Source organism: Pseudomonas panipatensis, from assembly GCF_900099785.1.
In the GTDB taxonomy this organism is placed as follows: Bacteria; Pseudomonadota; Gammaproteobacteria; order Pseudomonadales; family Pseudomonadaceae; genus Pseudomonas; species Pseudomonas panipatensis.
The window spans coordinates 367,714-386,074 of record NZ_FNDS01000002.1; the positions used below are offsets into that span (position 1 = coordinate 367,714).

Here is an 18,361-nt window from a genome sequence, read left to right on the forward strand (position 1 = left end):
CCTGTTGGGTGCGCTGTGATTGACGATGGCAATGATCAGGCGGAAAGGTCACGGCCACTGGCACGCCCACATCAGGCGTAAAGGGTGGCCCCAACAGCCCCGCACTTTCAACACCCCGGTCGAGGCAAAGGCCTGGCCGACGATGATCGGGCGCGCAACGCCGGCCACTGGCGCGCCGATCGCTTGCTCGCAGCGAGGCCCGCTAGGCTTCGCTCGGCCGCGAGCGGCGGCTATCGATCCATCGGAGCATGCCGCTGGCATACAGCGAAACGGCCAGGAACAGCGCCATGCGCACGGCGAAGGCACGATAGACGTCCTGGCCGCCGGCGCTGTCCTGCACCGACTGGCCGAGCAGGATGAGCATGGTCGACAGGCAGCTCACCCAGAACGCCGGGCTCTGCCGGGTGGCCACCGCCGCGTAGAGCCGACGCGCCTGCCAGAGGGCGAAGAGCAGCACCCAGAGGAAGAACATCCAGAGGTGGACGAAGACACTGAGCGCGCCCCATAGCAGGATCGCCAGCACGCCGGCCAACAGCGTCGAGCCGATCAGCTCGCGGCTGGCGTGCCGCGCGCGGGTCTCGCCGGCCTGCTGGCCGAGGCTCACCGACTTCATGATCAGCGGCATGAAGCGGTCCGGCGCGATCAGCGCGAGGAGAAAGGCCGGCATCACGATGAGCGTGGCGCGCAGGGCGATCCAGCCGACGTCCTCGGCGCTCGGCAAGGGCGCCGCCGGCAGCGCCGCTGCATTCGCCGGTTCCGGGAACAGGGCATGGGCCACGGCGGCGCTGAGCGTCGCCAGCAACATGCCCTTGGCCATGGCCTCGACCACCGACAGGGCGAGTTCGAAATCGCTGGCGCCGGCCGCGACGATCATGGTCAGGCCGACCACCAGCAGGTTCGCCAGCAAGCCATTGCCGCCGCGCAAGGCGTAGCGGAAGCAGAGGAACAGTCCCAGGCCGACCAGCAGCACCCCGCTCGCCGGGGCATGCCGCAGCAACGGAATCAGCAGCAGGCCGCTACCGCAACTGAGCAGCACCAGCAGGGCCAGGGCGGGCGCCGCGCGCAGCGGCAGCGGCTGGCTGCGCATGGCCAGGAGCAGCACGGCGAAGACCGGCGCCAGGATCGGTACCGGCAGCCCCAGGCCGAAGCTGGCCGCCAGACCCAGCGCGGTGCCCCAGGCCAGGCGTAGCGCGCGCCGTCGGCGCAGCTCAATAGGCATAGGACATCCAGCTCATGAACCACATGAACAGGCGGCCCAGCAGGTTCAGCGGGTTGCCCTCGCTGGGCAGGGCCATGACCTCGGCCTGCCCGCCGATGCGCAGGTCGCTCAACGCCGGCAGGACATCGCGATCGAGTTCGACAATCACCGGGAAACGCTGTGCGGAACGCAACCACTCGCGGTTGTTCTGCACCGTCGGCAACGAGCCCGGCGCGGTGCTCTGGCCCACGCTGACGCCGTAGCCGATGCTGCGGATGCGGCCGTGCAGCAGCTCGCCGGGCAGCGCATCGAGGATCACCAGCACCGGCGTGCCCGGACGCAGGTGGCCAAGGTTGTTCTCGGTCATGTCGGCGCTGATCCACAGGTCATGGATGGCGATCAGGGTCATCACCGGGCTGCCGGCACCGACGTAGTGGCCGACGTCGGTGCGCAGGTCGGTGATCAAACCGTCCGCGTCCGCGCGCACCACGGTGCGCGCGAGGTCCAGGCGCGCCTTCTCGAGGGTCGCCGCGGCGCTGCGCAACTGCGCGTTGTCCATCTCCTTGCCGCCCTGCTGCTCGCGTGCCCGCTCGACCTCGGCGCGGGCCGCCGCCACCTGGCTGCTGGACTGTTCGCGGGTCGCCTGGGCGCCCTCCAGGCGGCGCACGGAAACCGTGCCCGGGTCTTCCTGGTAGAGACGCTGCAGGCGCTCGCTGTCCTGCCGCGCCTTGCGCTCGTTGGCCAGCGCCGCCGCCAGCGAGGCCTGCGCCGAATCGATCCCGGCCGTGTTGGCGCCGATCTGCCGGCGCACCGCGTCCAGGTCGGCCTCGGCCCTCGCCTGGGCGATGCGGTATTGCTCCGGGTCCAGCTCGAACAGCACGTCGCCCTTGTGCACTTCCTGATTGTTGCCCACCGCGACCCGCGTCAACTGGCCGGCCACTTCAGCGCTCACCGGCACCACATAGGCCTGGATGCGCGCCTGCTGGGTGTAGGGCGTGAAGCGGTCGGCGAGCAGGTACCAGGCCAGGCTCAAGACGATCAGCAGCAACAGCCATTGGATCCCACGATCGGGCGTGGCGGGCGGCGTGGCAGGAGACTGGGCCTGCGCGGACGGCGTAGCGGGGGTGTCGCTCATTTCGGCTCACCTAGGTCCTGGGGGGCCGGCACATCGAGCATGTCGCCCCAGTCGGTTCGTTGCTGCATCTGCCGGCGGGTCGCCGGGTCGATCGGCGCGCGAGCGCTGTCCCAGCCGCCGCCGAGCGCCTTGTACAACGCCACCAGGCTGCTCACCGCATTGCCACGGCTGACCAGGTAGCCGTCCTGCTGTTGCAGCAGCAATTGCTGGGCATCGAGCACCCGCTGGAAGTCGGCGAAGCCCTCGCGGTACTGCGCGCTGGCCAGGCTCAGCGAACGCTGCGCGGCCTGCGACGCGTCGTGGCGGATGCCCGCGCTCTGCAGGGAACGCAGCAGGCTGCTGGCGGCATCGTCGGCTTCGCGCGCCGCCTCGCGCACATCCTGGTGATACAGCTCGATCAACTGCTGCAGGCGCGCGTCTTCCACGCGCACGGCATTCTTGCGCCGCCCGTAGTCCAGCGGATTCCACAACAGGCTGGGCCCGGCGGCGATATCAACGCTATTGGGCAGGTTGCCCGCCGAGACGAAGGTCCAGGCAATGCTGCCCAGCAGACTCAGCGAGGGGTACAGGTCGGCCTCCGCCACGCCGACCAGCGCCGACTGCGCCGCCACCGCCTGCTCGGCGGCGCGGATGTCCGGCCGCCGCAGCAGCAGGCTGGCCGGCACGTCCTGCAGGATCGCCCGATCGGGCAGCGGAAGCTGCCCGTAGCGTGCCGCCAGTTCCGGCATCGGCCCCGGCGGCCGACCGATCAGGGCGCACAGCGCGTTGTGCAAGGCATTCACCTGGTTCTCGAACTCGGGAATGGTCGCCTGGGTGGCCAGGTACTGGCTGCGTGCCTGCTGCCAGTCCAGCTCATCGTTCTCGCCGTGGCGGAACAGCCGCTCGGTGATCTGCAGGCTGCGTTCCTGGCGGCGGGCGTTCTCACGGGCGATGTCCAGGCGCGCCTCGGCGGTACGCAGGGCGAAATAGCTGTTCGCCACCTGCGCGCGCAACAGCACCATGGCGTCGGCATAGTTGGCCTGGGAGGCGAAGTAGGCGGCATCGGCGGACTCGATGGCGCGGCTGAAGCGGCCCCAGAAATCGATCTCCCAGCCGATCTCGAAGCCCAGGCTGGACTGCCAGAACACCGAGTCGCGGGCGCTGTCCGCACCGGACTGGTCGCGCTTGAGGTAGAGGCTCTCGGCGCGGACCTGCTGCAGCTGCGGATAGCGCCCGGTCTGCGCGATGGCCAGTTGCGCGCGGGCTTCGGCGATGCGCAGGCCAGCCACGCGCAGGCTGGTGTTGTGCGCGTCGGCCTCGGCGATCAGGGCATCCAGGTTGGGGTCGGCGAACACCGCCCACCACTGGCGGAAATCCGGGGAAACGCCGTGGCGACTGCCCTGATCGAGCGACGGGCTGTGCCAGCCGGCCACCCAGGGGTCGCGCATGGGCTGGAAATCCGGCCCGACCTGCATGCAACCGGCCAGCACGGCGGGCAGGATCAGCGCGGAGCGGCAGGCAGGTCCCGGCATGGCTGGCCCCCGGCGACTCAATCGGACTTGCCGGCGTCGGGATCAGGGGCCGGCGCCTGCTCGTCGATCCACTGCCAGAACAGGTTGTAGGCCACGGCCAGGATCACCGGGCCGATGAACAGGCCGATGACGCCCTTGACCACCATGCCGCCGAGGGCGCCGATCAGCACCACCGGCATCGGCACGTCGACCCCGCGGCCAAGCAGCAGCGGCTTGAGGACGTTGTCGGCCAGGCCGGCGACGAAGGTGTAGACGGCGAAGACGATGGTCGGGAGGACGAAACCGTCGGTGGAAAACACATAGGCGATCACCGGTACGGTGATCAGGGTCGCCGGTAACTGCACGATGCCCAGCAGGAGCACGGCGATCGCCAGAATCCCCGCCCCCGGCACGCCCTCGACGACGAAGCCGACGCCGATCAGGAGCATCTGGATGAAGGCGATACCGATCACGCCCTGGGCCACTGCGCGGATGGTCGCGGTGCACAGCTCGACGATGCGCGGCCCGCGCTCCGGTCCCGAGACGCGGCTGGCGATGCGCTCGGCGCTGCGCTGGCCCTTCTCGCCGAAAGCCATGATGATCCCGGCGATGATGACCGCCGCGATGAACAGCAGAAAGGCCGCCCCGGCGCTGGCCGCGGCGCCCAGCAGCACCCGCCCGGTGCCCTTGAGGTGCGGCAGCAGCCTGTGCATCGCGGTGGTCAGATCGCCCGATGCCGCCAGCCAGACCTCATGCAGGCGCGGACCGATCAGTGGCCAGTCGGCCACCGCAGCCGGCGGTGCCGGCAGGCGCCAGGCACCGCTCTTGAGCACCGCCACCAGGTCATCCAGAGAGTCGCCGATGGAAACCACCAGCAGGTAGATCGGTACCAGCAATACCAGCAGCGCGGACACGACGATCAGCGTGGCGATCCAGCCATCCTTGATCGCCAGCGAGGCCTTGAGCCGCCGTTGCAGCGGGTACAGGGTCACCGCGAGGATCAGCGACCAGAGCATCAGCTCCAGGAACGGCTGGAATACCTGGAAGGAGAAGACCACCAGGGCGGCGATCAGACCGACCTTGATGAAGAGGTCGAGCAGGCCCCGCGACAGGGCGCTGTCCAGCTTGAAACCTGACTGCATCGCTTGCCTCCATGCCGACCACCGTGGGTCGGCCCCTCGTTGTGCGGCCCGCGCCGGTTCGCCCGCGGCACTTCCCCGGGCGGCTAGTCCTGCGCTGGCAGCTTGTCGGCAGCGGCGGGATCGTCGTCGAATCCTCCGCCGTCCGCCGCCTCACCACGGTTCGTGCGGCGACGCAGGTCCATCAGGCCTTGCTCCTCCTGCGCCTGGTAGCGCCGCACCCAGAGCGCGGCCTGCTCCTCGCCCACGCCCAGTTCGACGAAGGCGCGGCGGGCCATCTCCAGGCTGGAATGGAAGGTTTCCCGCACCGGATTGGCGCCCAGGTCGAGCAGTTGCAGCATCTGTCGGCGGTTGCGCGCCCTGGCGATCACTCGGGTCGTCGGGTACAGGCGGGCAATCAGGTCGGCCGTCTTCAGGTTGGTCTGTGGATCGTCGGTGGCGACTATCACCAGCTCGGCCTGCCCGACCTTGGCCGCATGCAGGATCTCCGGGCGCGTCGGATCGCCATAGAAGATCGGCAAGCCACCCGCCCCGCCGTAGCGGCCGAGGGTGTCCACCGAGGTATCCAGGGCCACCAGCGGTACGCCCTGGGCCTGCAACAGGCGCGCGATGACCCGGCCCATGCGGCCCATGCCGGCGATCACCACCTTCGGCTCGTCGTCCGGCGGCGCCGCCGCCTCCGGCACCTCGGCGGTAATGCGTTCGGCGCGCAGCTGGCGCGCCAGAGCGATCAGCAGCAGCGGCACCAACGCCATCGACAGGGTGATGGCGAGCACCAGCAAGTCGTGCACCTGCGGGTCGAGCAAGCGCTGGTCCAGTGCCAGCTTGAACACCACGAAGGCGAATTCGCCACCGGACGCCAGCACCACGCCCAGGCAGGTGGCCTCGGCACGTTTCAGGCCGCCGGCCAGACGGCCGATGGCGAACAGCAGCGGCAGCTTGATGCCCACCAGCAGCAGGGTCAGGCCGAGCACCAGCAGCGGCTCGCGGAACAGCAGGCGCAGGTCCGCGGTCATGCCGACACCGACGAAAAACAGCCCGAGCAGCAGACCTTTGAAAGGCTCGATCTGCGACTCCAGCTCGTGACGGAAATGCGACTCGGCCATCAGCAGGCCGGCGAGAAAGGCGCCCAGCGCCATGGACACGCCGACGTGCTCCATCACCCAGGCGGTGCCGAGCACGACCAGCAGCGCAGTGGCGGTGGACAGGTCGCGCAGGCCCGAACCGACCGCCCAGCCGAACGCCGGACGCAGCAGATAGCGGCCGCCGACGATGACCACGCCGATGCCGAGCGCCACCGCCAGCAGCGGCTGCATACCGCCACCGGCACTGGCCTCGCCGCCGCCCAGCAACGGCACCACGGCGATCAGCGGAATGGCGGCGATGTCCTGGAACAGCAGGATGGCCACCGCCAGGCGCCCGTGCGCTCGCCCCAAATCCTTGCGCTCGGCCAGCACCTGCAGGCCGAAGGCGGTGGACGACAGCGCCAGGCCCAGGCCGAGTACCACGGCCGCGCGCGGTGACTGGCCGAACGCATAGAACGCCAGCCCCCCGAAGATCAGGCCGGTCAGCCCCATCTGCAACGAGCCGACGCCAAACAGCGCGTGGCGCATCATCCACAAGCGGCGCGGCGACAGCTCCAGGCCGATGATGAACAGCAGCATCACCACGCCCATTTCCGAGAGGCGGCCAACGTTCTGTGGATTGGTGACCAAGCCCAGCACCGAGGGGCCGATGAGGATGCCCGCCAGTAGATAGCCCGGCACCGCGCCGAGCTTCAAGCGTTGCGCCAGCGGCACGAGAATCACCACCGCCAGCAGGAAGATCACCGTCGCCTGGAGCAGGCTCCCGTCGTGTGGCATCCGCTTTCCCCCCTACCGTCGCGTCGGGAATCGTTCATGCGGGTGTCCTTCACCACTGCGAGCGCACCGACCGCCATCAAGCCGGCCAGGCACTCATTCCGGACGTTCTGCAAAGCGTCACTGCAACAGGCGCGGCTCGCCTTGTTGGCGCGGATCGACGAATGCCCGATGCCCCCGCTCTTCTTGGAATTGGGCAGCGTGCCTTGCGCCGATGCGTCGGCCGGTCCACGACGGCCAACGCTGCCGCCTCCGCTCCCCGCGCGCCACGCCGTCTGAGTATGGACGATCCACCGCCGCTTGCCGCGCTCAGTCGCCGCGATAATCGGTGGGCAGCTTGCCGGTCCACTTCCTGAATGCGCGGCGGAAGTTCGACGGGTCGTTGAAGCCGAGCAACAAGGCGATCTCGTAGAGCGGCAGGTGGGTGGTGGTCAGGTACTGCAAGGCCAGGCGCTTGCGGACATCATCGAGCACCTGCTGGTAGGTGGTGCCCAGGCTCGACAGGTGACGGCGCAGGCTGCGCCCGCTGGTGTGCAGCTCGCGCGCGGCGCTGTCCAGGTCGGGGAACTCGCCGGGGCGCGCCAGCAGCAGGCGGCGGATGCGCGTGAGCAGCCCCTCCTGCACGTCCAGGGTCGCCAGCAGCGCTTCGCACTGTTGCTCGCACATCTGCACGGTCGCCGGGTTGGCCAGGGCCATGGGCCGCGCCAGGTACTCCGTCGGCAGGCTGATGAAGTGATAGGGCTGATCGAAGGCCAGCGGACAGCCGAACACCTCCGCGTAGCGTGCCCCGTAGGCCGGCTCGGGGTAGGCGAAACCCAGCTCCACGCCCTGCAGCGGCTCGCCGACCAGGAAGCGGGCAATGGTGTGCAGGCTGGTCATCAGGCCTTCGCTGGCGAAGCGCTGCATCGGCCCCAGCGGGATCGACTCGCTGGCGCGCAACTGCGAACGGCCGTTGCCCTCGACCAGCTCCAGGTCGAAGGCCAGGCCGAGCACCCGGTAATACTTCAGGGCGAACTGGATGGCGCGCTCCAGGTTGGCGCTGGACAGCACCGCGTAGCCGAGGATGCCGTGGGTGGAGACGTTCAGCCGCTGCCCCAGCAGCAGACCGAGGGCCGGTTCGCCGCAGTGGCCGAGGGCGGCGCCGGCGAGCAGGTTGAAGTCGATGAAGGACAGCCGGCCGGTGGGGCTGTCGAGCACCTCGGGACGCACCTTGGCCAGCTCGAACAGGCGCTGGCGCGGCACGCCGAGCGTTTCGGCGAGGTCGATCAGGGCCTGGGCGTAGGCCACCGGCACCAGTTCGGCGGTGAAGTTGAGCGGCTGCTTCATGGGCTTTTCTTGTTTTGACCGCTGGCCGGATATGACCGGAAAGTTGGCAGAAGATAACCTTGTGAGCCTTCCCCCCGCAAGCCCATAGTCGCCCCATGGAAACCCACAACAACAAGGGAGCGGCCATGGCCAGCACCACCCCCGCAGGACTGGAAATCAAGCCCCGGCACCTGGACTTCGATCTGCCCGACCCGCTGCCGCGCCACTGGCATGACGGCGACGCCTTCAAGTCCCACCTGTTCGATGCCATGTCGGTGCTCTTCCCCGATGGCGAGCGCTTCTTCATCGATTCGGTGCGCCACTTCCGCGAACAGATCAGCGACCCGGTGCTGAAGGAGCAGATCCGCGGCTTCATCGGCCAGGAAGGCCATCACAGCCGCGAGCACCTGGTCTACAGCCAGCGCCTGCGCGATCTCGGCTACGACATCACGCGCATCGAGAAACTGGCCCAGGCGCGCATCCGCTACACGCAGAAGACCTTCAGCGCGCAGCGCCAGCTCGCCGCGACGGCGGCGCTGGAGCACATCACCGCGATCATGGCCAACGGTCTGCTGGAACAGCCGCGCACCCTGCAAGGCGCCCACCCGACCATGCAGCGCCTGTGGCGGTGGCACGCGCTGGAGGAGACCGAGCACAAGGCGGTGGCCTTCGACGTCTATAACCAGGTCTGCGGCAGCCGCGCGCTGCTGCGCCGGGCGATGCTCATGGGCACCTTCTTCTTCGTCCTCGACACCTTCCGCGGCCTGACCCACATGCTCAAGCGCGATGGCCTGCTGTGGAACTGGCGGGTCTGGCGCGACGGCCTGCAATGGAGCTGGGGCCGGCACGGCGTGTTCCGCCCCTTGCTCCGCGAATACCTGGACTTCTTCAAGGCCGACTTCCACCCCTGGCAGCACAACAACCTCGACCTGCTCTACAAGGTCCGTGAGGAATACGACGGGCAGGCCCTGGCCCAGGTCGGCTGAGCCCACGGCTCGGCCACGCCGCTCGCGGGGTGTGGCGATGCCCTCCCCTGCGGCAAACGGCCGACTGTAGGCACGGCCCGTTTCGTGCTCCCCTGATGCTGTCGCCGCCGCGCCAATGCGCGGCCGACGCCCCGACAAGAACCGAACGCCTGCGTGCACCCCAACCTGGCCAGCCGTTGCTGAAAGCCACAATCGGAGGTGGACCATGACCGTTCTGCAACATCCGCTCGTTCGCTGCGCCCTGCTGATCGCCCTCGCAGGCGCGCTTTGTTTCCAGACCCTGGCCGCCCCGGTACCCGCCGGAGGACCGCCGACATTCGCCGAATTCGACCAGAACAACGACGGCCGCATCGATGAACAGGAATTCAACGCAGCGCGCGGCAAGCGCATGAGCGAACGGGCGAAACAGGGCGGCCAGTTACGCAATGCCGCCAAGGCGCCGAGGTTCAGCCAGGTGGACAGCGATGGCGACGGGGCGATAAGCCCGCAGGAATGGGCGCGGCACCAGGCCGACTGCCCGCGCGGCTGTCCACGCTGAGCGTCGGCGATACCCGAGCGAAGCCCCGACCCAGCGGCCGGGGCCGTTCGTGCCGGCATCAGGCATGCAGGAAGCGCAAGGCGTCGGCCGCCGTCTGCTGGGGAATTTCCTCCATGGGGATATGCCCCACGCCCGGATAGACCTTCACCTGCAGACCCGGCACATCGCGCTGCCACAGCGGCACATGGGTCGGTGAAATCCAGCGGTCGCGCTCCCCCCACATCAGCAACGTCGGCACCTTGAGCGCGGCGACCCGTGCCGGGGTGGCGTGCAGTTCCTCGCGGTTGACCCTTACCAGGACGCGGAAGATATCGATCATCGAGCGGCGGTTGCCCGGCCGGCGGCTGATGTCGTAGTAGCGCTCGACCACGCCGGGCTGGATACGCTGCGGATTGCCATAGACCTCCTTGATCCCCCGGGCCAGCAGCGCGCGCGGCATCCACGCCGGCATCAGCAGGCCGGCTCCGGGCAACACGGCGCTGGCGATCATCAGCGGCACCTTGTGCATGGGGTAGCCGGCCGGATCGACGAGGATCAGCCGCTCCACCCGATCGGGCTGCGCCAGGGCGAAGTTCCAGGCGATATAGCCGCCCAGCGAGTTGCCGGCGATGGAGACCTTGCCCAGGCCGAGGCGATCGAGGAGCAGGCCGAGCACGCGGACCATGCGCTCGCCGCTGTACTCCTTGTCGCGCCCCGGGCCGGTAAGGCCGAAGCCGGGCACGTCGAGGCGGACGATGCGGAAATGCCGGCCCATCTCGGCGACCCAGCCGTCCCAGGTGTGCAGCGACGCCATCACCCCGTGGATCATCACCAGCACCGGCCTGTCACGGCTGCCTTCATCGCGGTAGTGGATGGAAAAGCCATCGACCTCGATGAAGCGCGAGCCGCTCGCGGGAGCGGCGTAACGCGCGATCAGGGCGTCCAGCGGCAAGGCACCGAAGCCGAAACGGGCGAAGCCGGCGGCCAGGGGCGGCTGTAGGGTTTGACTGACGGACATGGGCGCGATACTCCGGTTCTTGTTGGGCTCCAGCGCGGATCAGAGCACAGCCACGGCGGGCAACGCGCCCAACCTAGGTAGTGCGCGCACGGCGCTGCGGATTTCCGCTCGCCACCCAACCAAGGCGCGGGATGACGCCGTTCACGCCCGTGGTTAACCTAGGCCGACTCGCCCCGCGCAAGGAAAGCCCGTTCGTGCCGAAGCCAACCCGTCGTCTGCTGTGGCCGTTGACCCTCCTGCTGCTGGTTGTCTGCCGGCTCGCCCCGGCCGACGAACTCTACTACCTCGGGCAGCGCATTCCGGATATCCAGCGCCCGTGGAACAGCGCCGACTACCAGCAGCTCATCGAGGCGCTGAAGAAGATCGAGGAAAGCCAGAAGAACAGCCTGCCGCGGCGCAGTGGCGAATTCACCGGGCCGATCTACCAGCGCATGGTCAGCGAGGACAATTTCCGTCCGCAGATGAACATCTACGCGCCCCTGGAACTGCGCCAGAACGAGGCGCGCGAAGTGCTGTTCAAGCTCAAGGAGCTGATGCGCCTGTACTTCGACTTCCGCGCCGCCAAGCAGCCCTATGGCGCGGAGGCGCTCGGCCTGATGAGCTACTCGCTGCGCGAACAGGCAATCCTGTTCAATCTCACTGTGGAGTTCTGGATGACCCTGGCGCAGAGCGAACAGCGCAACCCGGTGCGCCTGCAGGGCATGCGCGAAGCCAAGGCCGCGGCCTCGATGCTGACCAGCAGCGCCCTGGACTACCTGGGCCTGACCGCGCAGTTCGAGCGCCAGGACCTGGTGCTGTACAGCGCCGAACTGTCCAAGCAGATGCCGGAGCTTTTTGTCCACCTGCCCGGCGAGGTGCGCGGCCAGTTGCTGGCGCGCATCCGGCAGTTCGCCGAACAGCACCCCGACGCCGAAGTGCGCGACAACCTGCGCGATCTGCTGCCGGTATTGCAGGCACTCCAGGCCGACATGCAGCGCCAGTTGGCGGCCCCGGCGAAGGGCGCGGCGGCGCCCAAGGCCCTGGACCTGAGCGTGCCGCCGCCGGAAGCCAAGCAATAACGTGGGGCGTGCGCCGCGCCCGCCGCTAACGTAGCAGCCCCAGGGCCTTGGCCCGCGCCACCGCCTGGGTGCGACGCTCGACGCCGAGCTTGTCGTTGATGTGCCGGGCGTGGCTCTTCACCGTGTGCAGGGAGATATACAGACGCTCGCTTATCTGCTGATTCGAGCAGCCCTGGGCGATCAGTTCGAGCACCGCCAGCTCACGTCCACTGAGACCGTCGGCGCAGACTCCGGGGCGTTCCGGCAGGGCCGGCAGACGCGCCAGCAAGGCTTGCTGCAAGGGGCAAGGTGGACGCCGCAGCAACTGCTCGCGCAACCACTCCGGCTCCTGCTCAAGGACGACATGCAAGGGTTGCAGGGCGCCGTTCATGGCCCCGCGCAGAGACGCTTCGAGCAGCCCGCAGGCTTCCTCCTCGCGGCCATCCTGCAACAGCAGGCAGATCAGCTGTCCCTGGGCCTGGAGCACCGGCATGTGCGCGCCGACCCGTGTCGCCGCGACGATCAGGCTCCGCAGGCGTCGCTCGGCCTCCTCCGGCCGCGCCTCATGGCGCGCCAGCAACGCCTGCCACAAGGCGATGTAGTACGGCAGTTGCGGATGGCACTCGGGCGGCGTGGCCGGCTGCTCCCCGGAATAGGTTTCGCCCAGGCGCTCCAGCCAGGCCGCGGCCAGTTCCAACTGCCCCTGGCCGAGCCACAGTTCGCATTTGATCAGGGTGATGACCGACAGGTAGAAGACCGGCGGCACATCCCACACATGCATCAGCCGCTCGACCTCGGCCAATTGGGCGAATGCCTGGGTGTACTGGCCCTGCTGGCCTTCCAGGCAGGCCAGCACGGCATAGCCGATGACCAGGCTGACGTCGCGGCAGGCACGGGCTTCGTCGATGCCGGCCTTGAGCCGTTTGCGCGCCTCCTCGGTCTGCATGCCCAGACTGCGCAGGTAGCCCTGGTAGATCAGCAAGCGGCCGCGCACGGCATAGCGCCGATGCGCCGGCAAGCCGGACAGCCGCGCCAGGCCCAGCTCCAGCTCTTCGTCGGCGCGGCGCAGTTCGCCACGGGCCTGCAGCCCGCGCGCGCGGTCGTAGTGCACCAGCGCCTCGAACAACGGATTGCCGAAACGTTGCGCCTGTTCGAGCGCCTCCCGGTTGAGCGCGCGGGCGCGCCAGCCGTCGCCGCGGACAATCGCCAGGTTGCTCAAGCTCGACAGGCACAGCAGGCGCGGCCCGGAGCGCTCCGCGGGAAGACTGGCGAGCGCTTCGCCGCAATGCCGCTCGGCACTTTCGATATCGCCACGGCCCCGGGCGATGACCCCGGCCAGCGCCTGCCACTGCGCCAGCAGGTCGGCCTGGGTGACGGCATCGGCCGCTGGCAGGAAACGCGCCAGTTGCGCCGCCAGTTCCTCGGCGGCGTCCAGTTGGCAGGCCAGGGCCAATGCCCAGCCGTAGAGCACGATCAACCGCGGCGTACTGGCCAGCAGGCTGTCCGGCAGGTCCATTTTCCAGCGCAGCAGGGTGGCGACGTTCTGCTCGGCCAGCAGTTGTTCTTCCGAAAGGCTCTGCACCAGGCTCGCCGCCACTTCCGGGTGGCCCGCGCGCAGCGCCTGATCGACCGCCTCGTCGAGCATTCCCTGGGAACTGAACCAGCGGCAGGCACGCAGGTGCAGGGACGCCGCCGACGGACCGGAGGCCGGCAGCTCGCGGGCCAGCAGCAGATCGGAGAACAGGTGGTGATAGCGGAACCAGCGGCCTTGCTCATCCAGCGGCACCAGGAACACCTGGTGCCGTTGCAGGTGCTGCAGGATAGCCGCGCTGTCATGGGCATCGCGCAAGGCATCGCAGAGTTCGGGGCAGAATCGCTCGAAGCGCGCGGTCTGTTGCAGGAAGGCCTGGACCTCGGCGGGCTGCTTGTCGATCACCTCTTCCAGCAGATAGTCGCGGATCAACTCTTCGGCGCCGCTCAGCGGCACTTCGCAGCCCCGCTCGGACAGGCCATCGGGGTGCGCCAGCAGCCACAGGCGCAGGCCGGCGATCCAGCCCTCGCTGCGCTCGATCAGGCGCTCGATGATCTCCTCGTCGATCCGCGCGCCACTGGCGGAAATCAGCGCAGCGGTTTCCTCGCCGGTCAGGCGCAGGTCGTGCTCGGCGAGTTCGAGCAACTGCCGGGACAGACGCAAACGCGCCAGATGCCAGTCCGGGCGCTGGCGGCTGGTGACCAGCAGGAGCAGACCATCGGGCAGGTGATTGAGGAGGAATTGCAGGCAGCGGTCGAGCACCGCGCCCTGGGCCAGGTGATAGTCGTCGAGCACCAGCAGCAGGGGCGCATCGGCGGACAGGCAGCCGCTCAACTCATCCAGCAGGTCGTCGAGCCAGGCCTCGAAGGCGAACGGCTGGTGCCGTTGACGCATCTTCAGCAACGCCATGGCGTCATCGCCGAGGTTGGGATGGTAGAGGCGCAGGCCTTCCAGCAGGCGTTCGAGGAAGCGCCCCGGATCGCCGTCCCGCGCGCTGACGCCCAGCCACAGGCTGCGCCACTGCGGGCCGAGGGATTCGCAGAACTCGATGGCCAGGGAACTCTTGCCGAAACCGGCCGGCGCCGAAACCAGCAGCAGCCGTCCGCCGAGCCCGGCGCGCAGACGCTCGCAGAGGCGCGGCCGGTAGACATAGCCGGCGGGCAGTGGTGGACGGTAGAAACGCCCGCCACTCACTGGCATGGCAGCGTCGCCCACCGCTGGCAGAGTCGAGAAGTCGGTCATGCGCCTGGCTTTGCTCTTGCTCTTGTACTGGGGTCCTGTGCAGCCGAGCCTAGCCCCTTGCTCGGGCTATTTGAAGTTGAATTTGTTACAGAAGCAGGCGTTTTCCTGCAAGACATTCGGAACCCGCCGTCAGTCATCGGCCGCACCGGACGACAAAAACCCCGGAAAAGACCGTCGGAACCAAGGCATCACCGAGGAATCCGCCCCTCGGCCGGACGCGCTGCGGTACGCGCGGAATCCGGCAGGCACTGGAGGCGGATGAAAAAAACCGGCCCGAAGGCCGGTTCAGCAGGGGATCAGCGGACTCAGCGCACGCCTTCCTGACGCAGGGCGGCCGGCGTGAAATCGCTTTCCGAGGCGCTGTAGTTGAAGTCGTAGGCGGACTTCTCCTCGTTCTTCAGGCCCAGCACCAGGTAGCGACCGGAGAGCAGGTCGTAGAGGGTTTCCGCGGTGTACCAGGGCACCTGGTGGTCGTAGTAGTACTGCGAGAAGGCCTCGGCGACGCGCCACAGGGTGCCGCGACCGTCGTAATGATCGATCTCGGCGGCTTGCCAGGTATCTTCGTCGATGTAGAAGTCACGCTTGGCGTAGATGTGCCGTTCGCCCGGCTTCAGGGTGGCGACCACGTGCCAGACGCGGTGCAGTTCGTAACGGGTCAGGTCCTGGTTGAGGTGGCCGGGCTTGATGATGTCCGCGTACTTCAGCTTGGGATCATCCAGCTTGTAGTTGTTGTACGGGATGTACAGCTCCTGCTTGCCCACCAGTTTCCAGTCGTAGCGATCCGGCGCGCCGTTGTACATGTCCAGGTTGTCCGAGGTGCGCAGGCCATCGGCGGCGGTGCCGGGGCCGTCGTAGGACACCTGCGGCGCGCGGCGCACACGGCGCTGGCCGGCGTTGTAGAGCCAGGCCAGGCGCGGTTCCTTGACCTGGTCGAGGGTCTCGTGGACCAGCAGCACGTTACCGGCCAGGCGCGCCGGCGCGGTGACCTGCTGCTTGAAGTAGAAGAGCACGTTGCTCGGCTTGCTCGGGTCGTAGTCCTTCAGATCGGTACGGAAAACGAATTCGTCCTGGAAGTAGACCAGCGAGTAGCTGCCATTGACCTGCGGCGTGGCCTGGGTCACCAGGCGCCGCACATGGCCGCCGCGGTAGCGGGTGATGTGGTTCCAGATCACTTCCAGGCCGTTTTGCGGAATCGGGAAGGGGTTGGCGGTCTGGAAGTTCTCCAGGCCGTTGCCGCCCTGCACCAGGCTGGTGGTGCTGGCGTTCTTCTTGGCCGCTTCGAGGACCGAATCGGGCACGCTGGCAGTGCGGTGCGACGGGTACACCGGCATCTTGTAGGTGTCCGGGTAGCGCTGGAACATCGCCAACTGCCCCGGGGTCAGCTTGCTCTTGTACTTGTCGACGTTCTGCGCGGTGATGGTGAACAGCGGTTTCTCGCTGGCGAAGGGATCGGAGAGGAAGCCCTTGCTGTCGGCGCTGCCGGCGTTCTTCGGCAGGCCGCCGGTCCAGGCCGGGATGCTGCCGTCGGCGTTACCGGCCTTTTCGGCGCCCATCGGAGTCAGGCTGGAACTCAGCTTGGCCGCATCGGCGGCGGATACGGCAGCCATCACCTGGGTGGCCAGCAGGCTGAGGGCCAGGGCGCCGGTTTGCAGCAATATTCTTGTTGTTCTCATTATTGCGTCGTCCTCGAAGTGAGTCGTTACTGCTCGCCCGGCGGGACGCGCCCACCGACGATGGTTCTGCCTTGCCCCGCCCGCACGAGCGGGCGGGGACAACGCTTAGAAGTTCACGCCGAAGCTGAGCGCGACGAAGTCGCGATCGACCAGGGTGGAGTACTTGCCGTCGAAGTAATTGGTGTAGGAAAGGCTGGCGGTGTAGGTGTTCTGGTAGTCGGCATCGACGCCCAGGCTGATGGCCTTGCGGCCTTCCTCGAAGTTGCCGCCAGGGCCGGGCGAGTAGCCGCTGACATCATGCGACCAGGCCACGTTGGGCTTGAGGTTGACCCCCGCGAAGACGTCGTTGTAGTCCCAGATCGCCCGCATGCGGTAACCCCAGGAGTCGGCGGTGGTATAGCCTTCGCTCTCGCAATAGCGGGAGACGTTGTTCTGCGGCCCACCGGCCAGGGTCGAGGTGTTCAGCGCCTCGCAGGTCGGCTTGCCGTTGAGGGTGCCGGCCAGCGGACCGGGGCCGAATACCGGATCGCGGCCATAGCGCGCCTTGGACTGGCTTTCCAGGCCACCGACGTGAGTCCAGCCGATCTCCCCCACCATGGTCAGACGCTCGGCGCCCATGACCTGGTCGAAGAACTGGGTGAAGGTGGTCTGCAGTTGGGTGATTGCCTTGCGCTCGTAGCCGTTGATGTCCTGGCCGGCCTGGCCGTTGAGCACCGAGGCGTTGTCATAGAGCTGGTTGCCGCCGATGTTGATCGTATTCAGGCCGGCATAGAGGATATCGGTGGTGTTCAGCTGCACCGGCGCATTCGGCCGGTAGCTGATCTCGCCGCTCCAGGCGGTGCCGGTGGGCAGCGTGGTGGAGAAGCTCAGGCCGTACAGGTGGATATTCTCCGGGTACTCGATGAAGTAACTGGAGTTACCGGCCATGGCCACGGCGGCGGCCTGGGCCGCCAGGGTCGGACTGACGCCGGCGAGGCGGGTCGCCAGGGCATTGATCTGGTTGACCTGGGCCACCGAAGCGCTGGAGCCGCTGAAGATCGGCAGGCGGCTGTGGTAATTGATGAAGTAACCACCGAATTCAGTGTTCAGCTTGTCGGCGAAGTACTTCAGCGACAGGCCGTACTGGCCGCTGTCACTGGGATCATGGTCAGGGCCGCGCCGCACCACTACGCCCTCGCCCCAGGGTGACTGGGTCACCGCCAGGCTCGGGCCGAGCAGGCCGTTGAGGGCGTTGATGGCCGAGCGGTTGTTGCTCAATACGGCCAGGTTCTGGGTACAGCCGTTAGCCACCACGTCGGGCTGGGAGAAGAAGGTGCCGCAGTTGTCCAGCACTGTCTGCTGCCATTCCAACTGGTAGAAACCTTCGGCGGACAGGTTGTCGGTGAGGTTCTGCGACAGGTAGAACATGTTCACCGGCACCAGGGCTTCCTTGATTTCCGAGCCCGGACGGCGGAAGGCGGTGACATCCACCGGGTTGATCACACTGATACCGTTCTGGATGAAGGTGCTTTCGCCCCAGTTCACCACCTGCTTGCCCAGGCGCACGTTACCCGGCAGGTCGGCGATGCTGTACTTGTGATAGACGAAGGCGTCGAGCAACTCGGCGCCGGAGGCCTGGGCCGACGACTTGCGACCCTCGTCGTCGATCGCCTTGAAGTGCGTGCCCTCGTCCTTCTGTTCGAAGTCGTACCAATACTTGCCGCGCAGGAACACACCGCTGTCGCCGTACTTCAGTTCGAGGTCATGGATGCCCTTGAAGATCTTCGAGAAGGTTTCCCCGGCCCGGTAATTGAGATGGCCGTCGTCGGAGGTCTGCGACAGGCCCTTGCCACCGTTGTTCACCCCGATCAGGTTCTTGTCCGGATTCTGCGTCGACCAACTGGCCCCGACGGACAGGGACGAGTCGAAGGAGCCCTCGATCTCGCCAATGTTGAAGGTCACCGCCGAGGCGGGAGCGGCCAGCGAGGAGGCCAGGCTGACGGCCAGTGGCAAGCGTGCCAGGCGCCAGATTGTCTTCAATGTTGTCATCGACGCTACTCCATGTACGTTTTTGTTATGAGTAGCGCGACTATAGAGACGCCTCTGGATACCTTGATCGCTCTAAAGTGTGATTTCGCTTACAAGGGCCCCGGCAGGCTTCGCGGCGGAGAAACGTCCGATGCGCAACGCCCCAAACGACGCGGGCCAAGCGCTTGCTTGGCCCGCGAGGGGGACGACCGAGAGAGCGGCCG

Annotated in this window: 13 protein-coding genes; 3 read left to right on the forward strand and 10 right to left on the reverse strand. The window is 67.6% G+C overall.

The genetic code is table 11. The annotated features are described in order from the left end of the window. Positions 1 to 202: 202 nt before the first annotated feature. The 6 genes from BLQ74_RS05830 to BLQ74_RS05855 form a co-directional block, all read right to left on the reverse strand. Positions 203 to 1,219 (reverse strand): DUF2955 domain-containing protein, encoded by a 1,017-nt coding sequence (locus BLQ74_RS05830; protein WP_090261596.1) that lies wholly within the window; start codon positions 1,217 to 1,219, stop codon positions 203 to 205. Beyond that, the gene (locus tag BLQ74_RS05835; RefSeq protein ID WP_090261597.1) at positions 1,209 to 2,333 is read right to left on the reverse strand and encodes an HlyD family secretion protein; all 1,125 of its coding nucleotides are present in this window, start codon (positions 2,331 to 2,333) and stop codon (positions 1,209 to 1,211) included. Before BLQ74_RS05835 ends, BLQ74_RS05830 begins: the two co-directional genes overlap by 11 nt. After that, positions 2,330 to 3,844 carry an efflux transporter outer membrane subunit gene (locus BLQ74_RS05840; protein WP_090261598.1) on the reverse strand — a complete coding sequence of 505 codons (1,515 nt, stop codon included), beginning with the start codon at positions 3,842 to 3,844 and terminating at the stop codon, positions 2,330 to 2,332. The genes BLQ74_RS05835 and BLQ74_RS05840 overlap by 4 nt, the downstream gene beginning before the upstream one ends. Positions 3,845 to 3,861: 17 nt before the next feature. Then, positions 3,862 to 4,965 (reverse strand): AI-2E family transporter, encoded by a 1,104-nt coding sequence (locus tag BLQ74_RS05845; RefSeq protein WP_090261599.1) that lies wholly within the window; start codon positions 4,963 to 4,965, stop codon positions 3,862 to 3,864. Between the two features lie 83 nt (positions 4,966 to 5,048). Further along, entirely contained in the window at positions 5,049 to 6,824 is a 1,776-nt protein-coding gene (locus tag BLQ74_RS05850; RefSeq protein ID WP_090261600.1) for a monovalent cation:proton antiporter-2 (CPA2) family protein, read from the reverse strand. A 306-nt stretch (positions 6,825 to 7,130) separates the two neighbouring features. Continuing rightward, entirely contained in the window at positions 7,131 to 8,147 is a 1,017-nt protein-coding gene (locus tag BLQ74_RS05855; protein WP_090261601.1) for an AraC family transcriptional regulator, read from the reverse strand. 125 nt (positions 8,148 to 8,272) lie between these two features. On the opposite strand from BLQ74_RS05855, the gene BLQ74_RS05860 reads away from it, so the two are divergent. Next, entirely contained in the window at positions 8,273 to 9,112 is an 840-nt protein-coding gene (locus BLQ74_RS05860) for a metal-dependent hydrolase (protein ID WP_090261602.1), read from the forward strand. 205 nt (positions 9,113 to 9,317) lie between these two features. After that, entirely contained in the window at positions 9,318 to 9,650 is a 333-nt protein-coding gene (locus BLQ74_RS05865) for an EF-hand domain-containing protein (RefSeq protein ID WP_170842770.1), read from the forward strand. Between the two features lie 58 nt (positions 9,651 to 9,708). Here the strand turns inward: BLQ74_RS05865 and BLQ74_RS05870 are convergent, their stop codons facing one another. Continuing rightward, positions 9,709 to 10,647, reverse strand: coding sequence for an alpha/beta fold hydrolase (locus tag BLQ74_RS05870; protein ID WP_090261604.1), 939 nt, complete (start codon positions 10,645 to 10,647; stop codon positions 9,709 to 9,711). Between the two features lie 194 nt (positions 10,648 to 10,841). Here BLQ74_RS05870 and BLQ74_RS05875 point away from each other — a divergent pair, with 194 nt between their 5' ends. Continuing rightward, a complete protein-coding gene (locus tag BLQ74_RS05875) occupies positions 10,842 to 11,705 on the forward strand; it encodes a pre-mRNA-processing factor (protein ID WP_090261605.1) in 864 nt (287 codons plus the stop codon). A 25-nt stretch (positions 11,706 to 11,730) separates the two neighbouring features. Here the strand turns inward: BLQ74_RS05875 and BLQ74_RS05880 are convergent, their stop codons facing one another. From BLQ74_RS05880 to BLQ74_RS05890, 3 genes are all read right to left on the reverse strand, one after another. Beyond that, positions 11,731 to 14,457 (reverse strand): winged helix-turn-helix domain-containing protein, encoded by a 2,727-nt coding sequence (locus tag BLQ74_RS05880; protein WP_090261606.1) that lies wholly within the window; start codon positions 14,455 to 14,457, stop codon positions 11,731 to 11,733. A 305-nt stretch (positions 14,458 to 14,762) separates the two neighbouring features. Continuing rightward, positions 14,763 to 16,130: a DUF1329 domain-containing protein gene (locus BLQ74_RS05885; RefSeq protein ID WP_090261607.1), complete on the reverse strand. Its 1,368-nt coding sequence runs from the start codon at positions 16,128 to 16,130 to the stop codon at positions 14,763 to 14,765. A gap of 105 nt (positions 16,131 to 16,235) precedes the next feature. Further along, positions 16,236 to 18,158 (reverse strand): DUF1302 domain-containing protein, encoded by a 1,923-nt coding sequence (locus BLQ74_RS05890; protein ID WP_090261608.1) that lies wholly within the window; start codon positions 18,156 to 18,158, stop codon positions 16,236 to 16,238. Positions 18,159 to 18,361 lie beyond the last annotated feature (203 nt).

Excerpts from the sequence above, each read along its gene's own strand:
- BLQ74_RS05850 (WP_090261600.1), bottom strand. The coding sequence starts at position 6,824 with ATGCCACACGACGGGAGCCTGCTCCAGGCGACGGTGATCTTCCTGCTG.
- BLQ74_RS05845 (WP_090261599.1), bottom strand. The coding sequence starts at position 4,965 with ATGCAGTCAGGTTTCAAGCTGGACAGCGCCCTGTCGCGGGGCCTGCTC.
- BLQ74_RS05840 (WP_090261598.1), bottom strand. The coding sequence starts at position 3,844 with ATGCCGGGACCTGCCTGCCGCTCCGCGCTGATCCTGCCCGCCGTGCTG.
- BLQ74_RS05890 (WP_090261608.1), bottom strand. The coding sequence starts at position 18,158 with ATGACAACATTGAAGACAATCTGGCGCCTGGCACGCTTGCCACTGGCC.
- BLQ74_RS05835 (WP_090261597.1), bottom strand. The coding sequence starts at position 2,333 with ATGAGCGACACCCCCGCTACGCCGTCCGCGCAGGCCCAGTCTCCTGCC.
- BLQ74_RS05865 (WP_170842770.1), top strand. The coding sequence starts at position 9,318 with ATGACCGTTCTGCAACATCCGCTCGTTCGCTGCGCCCTGCTGATCGCC.
- BLQ74_RS05855 (WP_090261601.1), bottom strand. The coding sequence starts at position 8,147 with ATGAAGCAGCCGCTCAACTTCACCGCCGAACTGGTGCCGGTGGCCTAC.
- BLQ74_RS05870 (WP_090261604.1), bottom strand. The coding sequence starts at position 10,647 with ATGTCCGTCAGTCAAACCCTACAGCCGCCCCTGGCCGCCGGCTTCGCC.
- BLQ74_RS05860 (WP_090261602.1), top strand. The coding sequence starts at position 8,273 with ATGGCCAGCACCACCCCCGCAGGACTGGAAATCAAGCCCCGGCACCTG.
- BLQ74_RS05880 (WP_090261606.1), bottom strand. The coding sequence starts at position 14,457 with ATGACCGACTTCTCGACTCTGCCAGCGGTGGGCGACGCTGCCATGCCA.
- BLQ74_RS05830 (WP_090261596.1), bottom strand. The coding sequence starts at position 1,219 with ATGCCTATTGAGCTGCGCCGACGGCGCGCGCTACGCCTGGCCTGGGGC.
- BLQ74_RS05885 (WP_090261607.1), bottom strand. The coding sequence starts at position 16,130 with ATGAGAACAACAAGAATATTGCTGCAAACCGGCGCCCTGGCCCTCAGC.